The following is a 13637-nucleotide window of genomic DNA, read 5'->3' as shown; positions in this document are numbered from 1 at the left end:
CCTACATCATTCAAAATATTAATCTACAGTAATCATAAAGCAAAAACTTTTAAATTCTAACTCTACCGATACTATCAGGAAGTTCCTACTTTGTTTTATAGTCATTTCAGTTTAGATTGAGACAAAGCTTTCTTGCTATAAGGGAGTTTCAGACTTAAAAACGTCTCATTTTTAAGTTAAACTACTATAAAAATAAAAAAAATACATTAAAAGTCAATTATATGCTTTTTAAATAAAATTATTTAACTACTATAAAATATGACGTTTGGTCATAGATAAATATTATCTAAAGACACTTATCCTCTCAAAATTATAGATGCTAATATCTCATCATAATTTTATCAAAATTAGCCATCAATAATATTATGTTCAAAAATTTCAAAACTACAGGTATTGGTTGTTTTGCAACATTAGCTATGCTGTTAGTTGGTAGTGCAGAAGCTAAAGCAGCAACAATAACTTTCGATGCAGAAATATATACTAGCGATGTTAATACCTGTAGTTCTCCATTGACCAAAGCTGAATGTTTTATGGAAAAGGGATTTAATGTAGCAGCATTTTCAACACGGAAAGTAGGTACTGAGGAAGCTTTTTTTAGTGAAACAGGACATTTTCATGCTCGTAATAGTTATGAAGCTCAACACTTTAGCTCTAACCGAGAATATCCCGAAGAGTCCAGACTTTTAGGTATATTTATAACTGCAAAAAATGGTGGTGAATTCAATTTAGAAAGTTTAGATTATCAATTGCGGAATAATGAAAGAACAATTGATGGTTATACAACTGATGATACTCAAATCTTAATTTCTACAACATTTGACCCGACAATGCCAGTGCTTGGTCAATTTACAGAATATTCTATTGGTAACGATATATCCTCACCTTTTCAAACTTTATCAATAGAAGGTTTTGAAAATATTACTCAGGTTTTTATTTCTAGTTCTGGTGATGTGAATTTTGATAATATCAATTTAATTCCTGTTCCTGAACCGACTTCAATATTAGGTTTATTAGCTTTAGGTACATTTGGTGGTGCTTCTATTTTGAAGAACAAACAAAAATAACAAGCTCTTCAATAATTAATAATTAATAATTAATAATTACCAAAAAATGAGGTCTAAAGCCTCCCCTTTTAAGGGGATGAAAAAAATATTTAACTCAGTATTTCAAGCCTCCGACTTTAAGTCGGAGGTTCACTGATAACTGTTAGCGCAGCTCCTCCGCAGGAGGCTAACTGATAACTGATAACTGATAACTGATAACTGAAATGACCTCTTCTTTCTAAGAATAGGATTGACTAAAAGGATTTTTTTTTCTCGCTTTTTTCTCCATGAATGGAGAGGCTTTATACATTAATTTTTCGGTAAGCATTTAATGGTAATGAAGCTGATAGCTAATAGCTGACCGCTGAATGCTTAAACAAAATTAAATTATTCACATGGAGCTATGTCTTTTTATGGAAGACATAGCATTTTTTTATTGGCAGTAAAAAAGTTGATTTAGTTGAGTCTAAGAAAATTTATAGTATAGTATAGACTACTATTTTTTTTAAGTCCGAAAACTTCCCTTTATTGAAACCTCCCTCTTAAAGGCGAGGTCTAATTTATTTATAGTATTCACTATTACTGGCGCGGAAATTATCAAATTATCAAATATAGTCACAGTAAGAATGTACGGGCAAATAACTATTCCTCCCTACTAACTTCTGACTTCTAACTTATAACTTTAGCTATATGTTTGGTTTTATTATTGTTTTATTGGCATCATTCTGTTTTTGTTTCCAAAATGTCATTGTCAGAATTCTCTTCAATGAACAAATAATTTTAGGGATTTTTCCCACAGGTGGATTTGTTATACCTAACCTACAAAATTCTTTTCTACTAATGTTTATGCGGATGGTATTAGTAGTTCCATTGATGGCATCCTTCGCGACAAGACTTTACCCGCTAACCTGGCAAGATATTAGAGAATTAGGAAATAATGAAGCACGTTCTGTATTAGGGCGATCGCTCCTGGGTGGAGTGTTGATGTTTCTATACTTAGCACTGCTTTATCTATCTATTGGTTTAATCGAAACTGGAATTGCTTCAACTCTGTTTTTTACTTATCCAATATTCACTTCGCTACTTTCTTGGAGATTTTTAGGTATTCCCCCTACAAGGTTTCGGTGGATGGTAATGGTAATTGTGTTAGTTGGAACTTTTCTGACTATTCCTTATACTCAGACAACATCTGATAGTTACAACGGAATTGGAGTAATTTTTGGTATTGGTTCCGGACTTGCTTATGCTCTCTATACTGTAAATGCACAAAAAAGTTTTGAAGGTATACATCCGGTTCCTTTTACTTGGATTAGTTTTGCTACTGCTTTAGGGTTATCTACTCTGAGTTTATTTATTTGGCAGGGAGACAATGCCGATCTTAACTGGACTCCTATGTGGGTTGGTGGTTTTCTGTCGGCGATCGTTACTTTGAGCGGTCATTTAATGATTAATTACGGAATTAAGTTGATAGGTGCTACTACTGCTGCAACTATTGGCGCGACTAATCCCAGTTTAACAGCAATTTTAGCATGGTTAACAATTCAAGAAACTATTAATGGTTTGCAAATTCTGGGTATTGTTATTGTTACTGTGGGTATTTTGTTGTTGAGTCAGGAGCATCGAGTAGTTGTTAAGCAGGAGTAATATTATCTCCAGTTAAATAGTTAGGATTTGCTGAAAAAGTCTTTTTTAAAGAGTAGGGGAGTAGGGGAGTAGGGGTAGTGTAGGGAAGTAATTTTTTTGCTCAAATCTTGCCCAACATCCTAACTTTTTGGGTGTTGCACAATCAGGAATGAAGAAATCCGAAATTTCCTTTTTATCCACTTGAAAGGAGAAGCTTGAGAACTTATTTCTTGGTCATAAGTACAATTAATTTTTAAGATGAGAATTGCCCTGTGGTTTTGTCTCCAAAATAATACAGTCAGGGGGAATTTTAGAAAGTTTACTGACAGAAATTCTTCGACATTGAATTTTACCTACCTTACTGAACTATTTATTAGTATGTTTGAGATTAAATCGAAACAATTATTTATTTATATCTCCTATAAATTTGATAATTAACATTACAGATAAAATATTCACAGGCAAATTGAATTTATTAAAAAAATATTTTATCTTCTTGACAATTCAGAAAATTGTGCTAATATCCATATCTAAACCATTAATTAAGCGAAATAAGTATGTTGCTTCAAGAAAAACAAATAACTGCACAAGAGTTCATTTCCTTACTAGACGAGATTATTGAAAAACAACATTTACTTAAGCACACATTCTATACAATGTGGAATGAAGGAAAGTTATCTTTAGAAATGTTGCAAGAGTACGCTCAAGAATATTATCTACAAGTTCATTATTTCCCTACTTATGTTAGTGCTACTCATGCAGCTTGTGATGATTTAGAAATTCGGAAAATGCTCTTAGAAAATTTGATTGAAGAAGAAATGGGAGCAGCTAATCACCCTGAATTATGGTTACGTTTTGCTGAAGGTTTGGGTGTAAAAAGAGAAGCAGTTAAAGAGCGGGAACATTTAGCAAAAACTAAGGAATCTGTTAGTATTCTCAAGGAGTTAGCTAGGAGTGAAAATCCTGCTAAAGGTTTAGCTGCTCTTTATGCTTATGAATCACAAATTCCTGAAGTTGCTACTACTAAAATTGCTGGTTTGAAAGAATTTTATGGCATTGATTCTGAAGCAGCTCTATCTTTTTTTAAAGTACATGAAAAGGCTGATGAAATTCACAGCAAAGTTACAAAAGAAGCATTGGTAAAATTATGTGAAACTGATGCTGAAAAACAGGAAGCATTAGCAGCAGCATCTACTGCTGTTGCTGCTTTGAATTTATTGCTTGATGGTGTTTATGAAGAATATTGTCAAGCTGTTAATTAATTGAAAGTAGGGGCGATTCGCGATCTGAGGAGCATGACCTAGGAATCGCCCCTACTTAAGCATAATTATTTAATTTATGGTTTGTTAATAGCTCCTTGAGGAATATTTCCTGATAAAACTTGAAGAATATTTTTGGCAGCTTCAAAAGCAATATCGTGCCTAATTTCATCAACAGCAGAACCTAAATGAGGAGTAAAAAAAGTCTTATTTTTCTCTGTTATTAATGAGTCGTAAATTTCTTGAGGACGATGATAAATTGCCCAATCTTCCATCTCAAATACATCAGCAGCATATCCAGCTAAATGTCCTGATTGAATTGCTTCGGCGATCGCTTTCTCATCTACAACTGACCCCCGACAGGGATTAATTAGAAAACTATTTGGTTTCATTTTGGCTAAAGTATCTTGATTAATTAGATGATAGGTATCAGGAATTAATGGTACCATTAAAACTACATAATCACTACTCTTTAATAGTTCTTCTAAAGAAACTCTAGAAATTTTCCAGGCAGTTTCTTGTTCTACAGATAAGGGAATAGGATCGCTGTAGAGTAAATTCATTTCAAAACCTACTAATCTTTGAACTAAAGCTTTTCCTAATTTTCCCATTCCTACAATTCCTAGGGTTTGATTTAATAATCCCTTACTATAAAGTTGTGGTTTCCATCCTTGAAAATTACCATCACGAATTAGGCGATCGCCTTCTAACATTCGGCGACCTAATCCTATTAATAAACCAATGGTTAATTCTGCGGTTGGTGCTGCTAATAAATCAGGAACAATGGTAAACCAAATACCTCGTTTTGTACAAGCATCTATATCAAAATTATCATACCCTCTTAAAGCTCCGGCAATAACTTTTAATTTCGGACAAGCGTCTAAAAAATTAGACTCAATAAAGTCTGGCATAAATACCATTAAAGCTTCAGCTTCTTTGGTTCGATTGATAATTTCTTCACGAGATAATGTGTTTTGAGTTTGATTGAGAATTACTTCACAAAATTGACTTAAATAATCAATAACTTGAGGATGAATCCAATGAGTAATAACAACTTTAACTTTAGGTTTTTTATTCATATTTTAAAGGAAGAAGGAATAGGGAAGAAGAAAGAAGCAGGAAGGAAGAGGGAAGAAGGTTGATTTTTAACTAAGTCATAAGTCAGAAGTCAGAAGTTGTTTTTGTAACGGGGATTAGAGCAACGCTCCAAAAACATTTCGCCTTAAAAGGGGTTGCTCTAGACCCAATTATTTTGGTAATAATAAACATCAAAAACCTAGTTTCTGGGTTTGCCAGAATAATACCACTTAAAAAAAAATGCTACAAGCTACAACTATAGCACTTTTTATTAACATAGAATACAAATATTTTGGCTTAAAGGCATAAATTTTGTAGTCTACCTTTGTGAAAACTGCTGTAAAGATAGCTGCTCTAATTAAAATTTCATTTTGGTGAGGTATACCCAAGGGAGTAAGATGCTCCTACTGAGAAAATTTAATTATTAAATCTCTACTTCATATATTTAGAATAGGCTGCAATTTCAGATGGTTATTTATATATATCGTTTTTCCCTTTTTTCAATATTTATTTATACCAATTACCAAAAGTAATGCTATACTTGACCGATACTTCAGTCATTAAGTAATTAACACAGTTAAAATCGCTTTTACCCTAATTATTGGCAAGTTAATGTTAATTATTCTTATGTTTACTTCTACAAACACCTTCCACGCTCCCCACACTTCCCTATCCAATTAAATATAGCAAGATTTTTGAGAAATCGTTTTTCCCTTTTTTCAATATTTATTTATACCAATTACCAAAAGTAATGCTATACCTGACCGATACTTCAGTTATTAAGTAATTAACACATTTAAAATCGCTTTTACCCTAATTATTGGCAATTTAATGTTAATTATTCTTATGTTTACTTCTTGCAACACCTCCCACTATCCCCAGACTTCCCTATCCAATTAAATATAGCAATATTTTTGAGAAATGGTATTACTCCTTTTCCCTTCCTCCTTCCTCCTTCCTCCTTCCTCCTTCATGCTTCTTCCTTCTTCCTTCTTACTGAATTAAATAAATTTTTGACGTAAATAATTACTTAAACTATCAACTAAAGTAACCATAATTAACACAACTAATAGGAGGGCAGAAACTTCCTCATATTTCAGTAAACGTAAAGCTCCAATAATTTCAAATCCAATACCACCAGCTCCCACAGCTCCTAATACCATTGAAGCTCGAAAATTGTATTCCCAACGATAAAAAGTCACGTCAGCAATTTGAGGAAAAATCTGAGGAAAAATGCTATGAAAAATAATTTGTAAATGATTAGCACCCGCAGATTTTGCAGCTTCAATAGGAGCATTATCCGTATGTTCTATAGCTTCAGCAAAGAATTTTCCCACCATACCAACTGAATGAAATCCTAATGCTAATACCCCAGGAAGTGTACCAAATCCAACTGCTGCTACAAAAATAATTCCTAAGATTAATTCAGGAATTGCCCTAGCTATATTTAGGATCATTCTTGATAGGAAATAAACAAAAGGATGGGGGGTAGTATTATGAGCAGCTCCTAAAGAAAGAGGAAGAGAAATAGCAATAGCCATACCTGTACCAGCAATACTCATTGCAATAGTATCAATTAAAGGTTTAATCCAGTCTAGAGTGCGACTAAAATCTGGCGGGAACATTTCTCCAACCATTCCAATTAAGTCAGGAATTCCCTCAGATAATCTTTGCCCATCAAGTAATCCAACATCTCCAAAACTTACTAAAATAATTATTAATAAGGTTAATGTTTTAGTTAAAGAAATATACCAACTTCTTTGTTGTTGACGGAGCAAACTATCAAATTTATTTGAATTAAGCATTATTGGTATTTTACAGAAAGTTTTTATTAAAAAATTGACTAATTTTTGTAGGTATTTATATTAGCATTCAGCCTTCACGCAAAGAAACCCGGTTTCTAGGATAAACCGTTGTTTTGAAGTATAAACATCTAGGATAAACCGGGTTTGGTGAGTTTGCTGTGCGTAAGTCCTGAGTATTTACCTGTTAGCTATGAATTTACTAAAATAATTATTAATAAAGTTAATGTTTTAGTTAAAGAAATATACCAACTTCTTTGTTGTTGACGGAGCAAACTATCAAATTTATTTGAATTAAGCATTATTGGTATTTTACAGAAAGTTTTTATTAAAAAATTGACTAATTTTTGTAGGTATTTATATTAGCATTCAGCCTTCACGCAAAGAAACCCGGTTTCTAGGATAAACCGTTGTTTTGAAGTATAAACATCTAGGATAAACCGGGTTTGGTGAGTTTGCTGTGCGTAAGTCCTGAGTATTTACCTGTTAGCTATGAATTTATTATAGCAATTTACCAAAAGTATGAGGTATAAAATTTCTTTGATTTGTATTTGCAATTATATGCAATCTATTCATATACTAAGCCTAAATAATTTGTTAAAAAAACTGTAGGGGTTTGGTTGAAAAATCCCATCTTTGCTTGGGGAAAGGAGACCAAACTCCTACAATAAAATATTACAACCTATTGAGGATTGCTATACTAATTAATTATTTTAAAAATCAACAATCAATATAGCATATTTCATATCAGTCAGGTAGACTAATAGCGACCAATATTATAGTGGGCAAGATGCCCACACTACAGAGGTTTTATAATTAATATTTGTGCCTCAAATACTAGGTATTTCCTGTAATTATCACTTATTTATAACAAGAGGTAATTATTAATTATTAATTGTTGAAATTGTTTTTTCTGGCTTGGTCTATTATTTACTTAATTCAGCAAAATCAAGATCGAGTAGTTTTCCTAATTCTCTCACTACATCATAATCTTCATCTGTAATTGCTTGAAATCCATCTGCTTTAAATGGTTTTAGTATAGCTTCATCTTCTAATTGTAAAAATGCCTGTTGAATTTGTGTTTTAAGTTCAGGTTCTAAATCAGAACGCATTGTCCAAGGATACTGAGGAAAAGGTTTAGATTCAGCAATAACAATTACCTTATTTTTATCAATTGTTCCCTTCTCAATTAAAGCAGTAAAAATGGGTTTACTTAACCCTCCCGCTTGTGCGTTTCCATTAGCAACAGCAACAGCAACAGCATCATGGGCACCCGCAAAAACTTCTTCATAATTTTCCCCAGCTTTTAATCCTTTTTCCGTTAACATTGACTTGGGAATTAAGTGACTAGAAGTAGAAGCTTGATCGCCATAAGCCATAATTTTTCCTTCTATTTTTTCGTATGAATCAATTCCTGATTCTGCATTACCAATAACTACGGCTTGATAGGTAGTTTCTCCATTTTTTTCTATAGCAGCAAAGGGTTCAATATTACTTTTAGTTTTAGCTAAAACATAAGATAAAGGACCAAAGTAAGCTAAATCTAAACGTCCTTTACTAGCAGCTTCAATCATAGAAGAATAATCAGTAGTAACAAATAATTCAATATCTTTATTAAGTTTATCCTCTAAATAAGTTTCAAGTCCTTTATTATTTTGAATAACAGTAGCAGCCGATTCATCTGGTAATAAAGCAACAACTAATTTCTCAGGATTAGCATTTGTATCTGCTTGTGTAGGTTGATTTTCTGTAGTTGATGTTTGAGTATTAGAATTACTACAACTAACTAAACTTAACCAAGCTAAAAAAATTGCACCCAGTAAATTTTTTTTGAGGATTAAATTTAACATAATCGTTTATTTTCCAAATAATTGATGAATTAATTATAGAGATTGTCTGTCAAAAGTCAATCCCCTTTTTTTTATGTGTTCTAAATAACATTTATCTAGTCTTACTTAAGGATGGACTTTGATAAATTTCTTCGAGTTGATAGTTTTTTATATCTTTAGGACTACCATCAAAAAGAATTGTCCCTTTACCCAGTCCAATAATCCGGTCAGCATATTCTAAAGCTAAATCAACTTGGTGTAGACTAACTAAGGCTCCAATTCCATCTTCTTGACAAATTTTTCGTAAATTGGATAATACTTGATGAGAACTAGCAGGATCTAAACTAGCGATCGGTTCATCAGCTAAGAGAAATTTAGGTTTTTGGGCCAAAGCACGAGCAATTCCTACTCGTTGTTGTTGTCCCCCACTTAAAGCTTTTACAGGTGTTAAAGCTTTGTCTAATAAGCCTACTCTTTCTAAACAATTTAAAGCAATATATTGATCTGTTTTAGGAAGAGGAAATAAACTTCTAAGGGTAGAATGATAAGCTAAACGACCTACTAAGACATTTTTGAGAGCAGTTTGTCTAGGAATTAATTGATGTTGTTGAAAAATCATTCCTGTTTTTTGACGATGTTTCTGTAATATTTTAGGGTTATGTAAATTACCTAATCCTTCACAAATTACTTCTCCACTGGTAGGAGAAGTAAGAAAGTTTATACAGCGTAAAAGGGTAGATTTTCCAGCTCCAGAAGACCCTAAAATTACTGTGAATTCCCCTTGAGTAAATTCAACAGAAATGTTATTTAAAGCTACTGTTCCATCTCGGTAAGTTAACCCGAGATTATTCAGATAAATCATAATGTTTGATTGGTTAAATGATTAATTAAAAAGCGGTCAGCGCTCAGCAAGCCTCCTACGGAGGAGCTTCACTAACAGCAGTCAGCAGTAAACGTTTATAAGGGAATTTCAACCCCTAGCTATAAAAGCTGTTAACGTACTTCCTCCCCAGGAGGCTTGCTGTTTGCAGAGCATTCCGTCAGGAAATGCTAAAAGCTAATAGCTAGTTAATTTTTCCTAGAGCTTACTTTTATTCTCAATATTTAGTCAAGTATTTTTTGTGAAATTATTGTCTAAATATCCGCAAGTATATATATTTATATATTGAAAAAGTTCAGGCAAGCTATAACCTGCAAAAATTGACCAAAAAATAAGTTTTCAAGCCTCCCTTTGGATAGAAGATGAAAACTGGTCGGAGGATGGCTTTAACTAGAGGTACTGATAACTAAAATGACATGAATGAAGTTAAAATTCAAAAGCAATATGATCGACTTGCTGATATTTACGATTTACGCTGGCGTAATTATATAATTAATACTCTTACCTTTCTGAATAATTGGGAGCAAATTGAGCCACAAGCAAGCATTTTAGATGTTGCTTGTGGTACTGGCGAATTTGAAAGACTTTTACTCAACAAAAATCCGACGCAAAAAATTATAGGAGTTGATATATCCGAAAAGATGTTAGATTTAGCTAGGAAAAAATATCAGGCTTATTCTAATGTCGAGTTTCAAAAAGCTTCAGTTCATTCACTACCTTTTGAAAGTCATTCTTTTGATGTAGTTGTATGTGCTAATTCTTTTCATTTTTTTGATAAACCTCAAGTAGCATTAAGAGAAATGAAACGGGTGCTTAAACCTGATGGTAAAGTAATAATTCTTGATTGGAATAAAGATTATTTTGTCTGTAGAATTTGCGACTGGTTATTACAAATTTTTGACCCTGCTCATCAACAATGTTATACTCAAGCAGAATTACATCAGTTATTAGTATCTACCAAGTTTAAACTAGATGGTTCAACTAAATTTCGTTTAGGAGTTATTTGGGGAATGATGGTTGTTAGAGCTATTCCGACTCAGCGGGAATTTGCAAATAAACAAAGTTGCTGCTGTTGGTAAACCTTATCAAAAAACTTTTCCCCTGCGCTTTGACTCCGATAGTGGGAATGAAGCGATCTCCTGTAAAAACGGTTGTTCGCCCCTACCACTAAAATATTAAAATTTAAATATAATTGCTATAGATAAATATGTAGTGTTAGTTTTGTAGTGAGGAAAATTTAAGTGCAGGTTGAACAAGTTCTTGAGAGATTAAAGTTAGATTTACCAACTTTATTTGAGAAAGATATTTCCTACGATATATATACTAAAGATATTTTTTTTAAAGATCCAGTAAATACCTTTAAGTGGAAGTTTAATTATCGGATTATTTTTTGGACTTTGCGCTTTCACGGTCAGCTATTTTTTACGGAACTCTATTTTGATTTACATGATGTTCAGCAAACAGCAAAAGATATAATTTTAGCAAATTGGACTGTGCGTGGTGTGTTAAGAGTTCCTTGGAAAGCTAAGATTTTTTTTAATGGTTATTCTACTTATAAGTTTAATCAAGATGGGTTGATTTATGAACATATTGATACTTGGGATAGGAAACCAAGTGAAATATTAAAGCAGTTTTTTTTAAAAGGACTGTAGCACAGCCATCTTGGCTGTAAGAAAAACAGGAAAGATGCCTGTGTTACCGCAGCGCGGGTATCTTGAACAGGCAAGATGCCTGTGCTACCTAATTGGAGCAATTTCAGCCATATCTAATATGTTGGGAATTAAGTCTTCTCGCTTGATTGCCATTAGATGAACTCCTTGACAAATTTTGCTTGCCATTGTAACTTGTTCAGCAGCAATTTTTATTCCTTCTTGTAAAGGTTTTTCTGCATTTGCCAAACGATTAATAATATGTTCTGGTATATCAACTCCTGGCACATACTTATTCAAAAATGCAGCATTTTTGGCAGATTTTAGTAAAAATATTCCTGCTAAAATTGGCTTCTTACTATCAAGTCCAATTTGACTCATAAATTTTTCTAGTTTTTCAAAGTCAGAAATTAATTGACTTTGAAAAAATTGAGACCCTGCTAATAATTTACGTTCAAATCGTTTTTGTAATCCTGACCAACTAGGGGACTGAGGGTCTACCGCAGCACCTACAAATAAATCTGTTGGTCCATCTGGTAAAGCTTTCTCATTCCAGTCCATACCTTGATTTAACTTAGCAATCATTTTTAATAGACGTACAGACTCCATATCAAATACACTTCTGGCATCTTTATGGTCTCCTGCTTTTACAGGGTCTCCAGTCAAGGCTAAAATATTGTTAATTCCTAATGCTGAAGCTCCCATTAGGTCAGCTTGTAAAGCTATACGGTTGCGATCGCGACAAGCTACTTGAAATATTGGCTCTAGGCCATGCTTTTTTAAGATGATAGAAGCTGCCAATGAGGACATTCTTAATACGGCACGACTACCATCAGTAATATTAACTGCATGAACTCTACCTTTGAGAGTTTCAGCCATTTTAATCATGTGAGTAGGGTCAGTTCCTTTCGGTGGTGCTACTTCAGCAGTGATTAAAAATTCTCCAGATTTTACGGCATTACGAAATTGATTCATCTATATATTGTTTCTTTAGCTGTACTTAAATTTTCAATTGTTGTCTTAGTTTTCTCTTGGCTATTTGTGCAATAGATTAAATATGGTTATGGTTGCTGTTAGCTATGAATAAATATCCTTGATTACTAACTAGATATTTACTTTGCTTAATGGCATAATTTTCATAATTAATGATTTCATATTATCCAGTGTTAGGTATTAGTTATTAAGTCTAATAATTTTTAGAGGAATTCTCATCTTCAATCAACTACTGTATTTTTTTAAGTTTCCTATTCTCTGCTAAATTGACACAGAATAACCCAAAGCTTTTTTAACTTTTTCTAGAGTTTGATTAGCGATGGCTCCTGCTTTTTGCCTTCCTTCAGCTAAAACAGATTCCAGATAACCTTTATCATCCATTACTTCTTTATATTTTGTTTGAATTGGAGTTAAAGCCTCAATAGTTGTCTCAGTTAATAAAGGTTTAAATTTACCCCATCCCATATCTTGACATTCTGTTATTACCTCTTCTTTTGTTTTACCTGAAAATAATTCATAAAGAGTCAATAAATTATTACATTCAGGTCGTTCAGGATTATCAAATTCCAAACCTTTAACCGGATCTGTTTTGCAACGTTTAATTTTTTTAGTAATTACATCTGGTGGATCTAATAGATTAATTCTACTCAATTCTGAAGGGTCAGACTTAGACATTTTGCTAGTACCATCTGTCAAACTCATTACCCGCGCACCTTCTTTTCTAATCAAAGGATCTGGCAATTTTAAAATAGTTTCTCCCTGACCAAATTGATGATTAAATCTAACTGCTATATCGCGGGTAAGTTCTAAATGTTGTTTTTGGTCTTCTCCCACAGGAACTTTATCTGCATTATAAAGTAGGATATCCGCAGCCATCAAAACTGGATAATCTAATAAACCTGCACCTACATTTTCTCCCTGTTTAATTGCTTTTTCCTTAAATTGAATCATATCTGTCAACCAATTCAAGGGAGTAATACAGTTAAGAAACCATGTCAATTCACTATGAGCAGGAATGTGAGATTGCACAAATATAGTAGAATAATTCAGGTCTATTCCGCAGGCCAAATATAAAGCAGCAATAGTGTAGGTATCTGTAGCTAGTGTAGCTGGATTATGGGGTACTGTAATGGCGTGTAAATCTACTACACAGAAAAAATTGTCGTATTCTTTTTGTCCTTCTACCCAGTTACGAATTGCGCCTAAATAGTTACCAATATGAAGGTTTCCAGTTGGTTGAACTCCAGAGAGTACGCGCTGTTTACCCATTATTTCTCTAACTTTAGTTGTTCAAAATTAATTAATACTTAAGAATAACATATTGAGTGTCTGGTTAAATATCCTCATCCTCTGGACGGAAGTAAAAAATCAAAAGCCAAAAGTCTTTTCAGTTATTATTAGTCCAGTAGGGTGCATTAGATTGAATTCAAAAGTCAAAAGTCATGCATTCAAAAGTAAGAATTTTCAAGTTAAAATCTAATG

Annotated in this window: 11 protein-coding genes; 5 read left to right on the top strand and 6 right to left on the bottom strand. The window is 32.9% G+C overall.

Features of this window, described 5'->3' with window-relative positions:
• The first annotated feature begins 365 nt into the window (after positions 1-365).
• From ACP6PK_RS26995 to ACP6PK_RS26985, 3 genes are all read left to right on the top strand, one after another.
• Positions 366-1064, top strand: coding sequence for a PEP-CTERM sorting domain-containing protein (locus tag ACP6PK_RS26995; RefSeq protein ID WP_426564278.1), 699 nt, complete (start codon positions 366-368; stop codon positions 1062-1064).
• Positions 1065-1733: 669 nt separating this feature from the next.
• A complete protein-coding gene (locus ACP6PK_RS26990) occupies positions 1734-2687 on the top strand; it encodes a DMT family transporter (RefSeq protein WP_426564276.1) in 954 nt (317 codons plus the stop codon).
• Positions 2688-3223: 536 nt separating this feature from the next.
• A complete protein-coding gene (locus ACP6PK_RS26985) occupies positions 3224-3928 on the top strand; it encodes a CADD family putative folate metabolism protein (RefSeq protein ID WP_426564274.1) in 705 nt (234 codons plus the stop codon).
• A gap of 74 nt (positions 3929-4002) precedes the next feature.
• On the opposite strand, the gene ACP6PK_RS26980 is transcribed toward ACP6PK_RS26985, so the two are convergent.
• The 4 genes from ACP6PK_RS26980 to phnC all read right to left on the bottom strand — a co-directional run bounded on the left by ACP6PK_RS26980 (position 4003) and on the right by phnC (position 9495).
• Positions 4003-5004, bottom strand: a complete 1002-nt coding sequence (locus tag ACP6PK_RS26980; protein ID WP_426564272.1) for a phosphonate dehydrogenase — start codon at positions 5002-5004, stop codon at positions 4003-4005.
• A 999-nt stretch (positions 5005-6003) separates the two neighbouring features.
• Entirely contained in the window at positions 6004-6807 is an 804-nt protein-coding gene (phnE, locus tag ACP6PK_RS26975) for a phosphonate ABC transporter, permease protein PhnE (RefSeq protein WP_426564270.1), read from the bottom strand.
• Between the two features lie 923 nt (positions 6808-7730).
• A complete protein-coding gene (gene phnD / locus ACP6PK_RS26970) occupies positions 7731-8654 on the bottom strand; it encodes a phosphate/phosphite/phosphonate ABC transporter substrate-binding protein (protein WP_426564268.1) in 924 nt (307 codons plus the stop codon).
• A gap of 91 nt (positions 8655-8745) precedes the next feature.
• Positions 8746-9495: a phosphonate ABC transporter ATP-binding protein gene (gene phnC / locus ACP6PK_RS26965; protein WP_426564266.1), complete on the bottom strand. Its 750-nt coding sequence runs from the start codon at positions 9493-9495 to the stop codon at positions 8746-8748.
• A gap of 434 nt (positions 9496-9929) precedes the next feature.
• On the opposite strand from phnC, the gene ACP6PK_RS26960 reads away from it, so the two are divergent.
• Complete coding sequence (locus ACP6PK_RS26960) at positions 9930-10592, top strand: class I SAM-dependent methyltransferase (RefSeq protein WP_426564264.1); 663 nt, start codon at positions 9930-9932, stop codon at positions 10590-10592.
• A 162-nt stretch (positions 10593-10754) separates the two neighbouring features.
• On the top strand, positions 10755-11165 hold the full coding sequence (locus ACP6PK_RS26955; RefSeq protein WP_426564262.1) for a DUF2358 domain-containing protein: 411 nt from the start codon (positions 10755-10757) through the stop codon (positions 11163-11165).
• A gap of 84 nt (positions 11166-11249) precedes the next feature.
• On the opposite strand, the gene ACP6PK_RS26950 is transcribed toward ACP6PK_RS26955, so the two are convergent.
• Both ACP6PK_RS26950 and trpS read right to left on the bottom strand, forming a co-directional pair.
• Positions 11250-12137: a methylenetetrahydrofolate reductase gene (locus ACP6PK_RS26950; RefSeq protein WP_094672726.1), complete on the bottom strand. Its 888-nt coding sequence runs from the start codon at positions 12135-12137 to the stop codon at positions 11250-11252.
• Positions 12138-12416: 279 nt separating this feature from the next.
• Positions 12417-13424, bottom strand: coding sequence for a tryptophan--tRNA ligase (gene trpS, locus ACP6PK_RS26945; protein WP_094672727.1), 1008 nt, complete (start codon positions 13422-13424; stop codon positions 12417-12419).
• Positions 13425-13637 lie beyond the last annotated feature (213 nt).

This window comes from Dapis hubbardiae BLCC-M172 (genome assembly GCF_050016015.1).
Classification (GTDB): domain Bacteria; phylum Cyanobacteriota; class Cyanobacteriia; order Cyanobacteriales; family Microcoleaceae; genus Trichodesmium.
This window is presented reverse-complemented; position numbering and strand designations above follow the sequence as displayed.

Excerpts from the sequence above, each read along its gene's own strand:
- ACP6PK_RS26995 (WP_426564278.1), top strand. The coding sequence starts at position 366 with ATGTTCAAAAATTTCAAAACTACAGGTATTGGTTGTTTTGCAACATTA.
- ACP6PK_RS26990 (WP_426564276.1), top strand. The coding sequence starts at position 1,734 with ATGTTTGGTTTTATTATTGTTTTATTGGCATCATTCTGTTTTTGTTTC.
- ACP6PK_RS26985 (WP_426564274.1), top strand. The coding sequence starts at position 3,224 with ATGTTGCTTCAAGAAAAACAAATAACTGCACAAGAGTTCATTTCCTTA.
- ACP6PK_RS26980 (WP_426564272.1), bottom strand. The coding sequence starts at position 5,004 with ATGAATAAAAAACCTAAAGTTAAAGTTGTTATTACTCATTGGATTCAT.
- phnE (WP_426564270.1), bottom strand. The coding sequence starts at position 6,807 with ATGCTTAATTCAAATAAATTTGATAGTTTGCTCCGTCAACAACAAAGA.
- phnD (WP_426564268.1), bottom strand. The coding sequence starts at position 8,654 with ATGTTAAATTTAATCCTCAAAAAAAATTTACTGGGTGCAATTTTTTTA.
- phnC (WP_426564266.1), bottom strand. The coding sequence starts at position 9,495 with ATGATTTATCTGAATAATCTCGGGTTAACTTACCGAGATGGAACAGTA.
- ACP6PK_RS26960 (WP_426564264.1), top strand. The coding sequence starts at position 9,930 with ATGAATGAAGTTAAAATTCAAAAGCAATATGATCGACTTGCTGATATT.
- ACP6PK_RS26950 (WP_094672726.1), bottom strand. The coding sequence starts at position 12,137 with ATGAATCAATTTCGTAATGCCGTAAAATCTGGAGAATTTTTAATCACT.
- trpS (WP_094672727.1), bottom strand. The coding sequence starts at position 13,424 with ATGGGTAAACAGCGCGTACTCTCTGGAGTTCAACCAACTGGAAACCTT.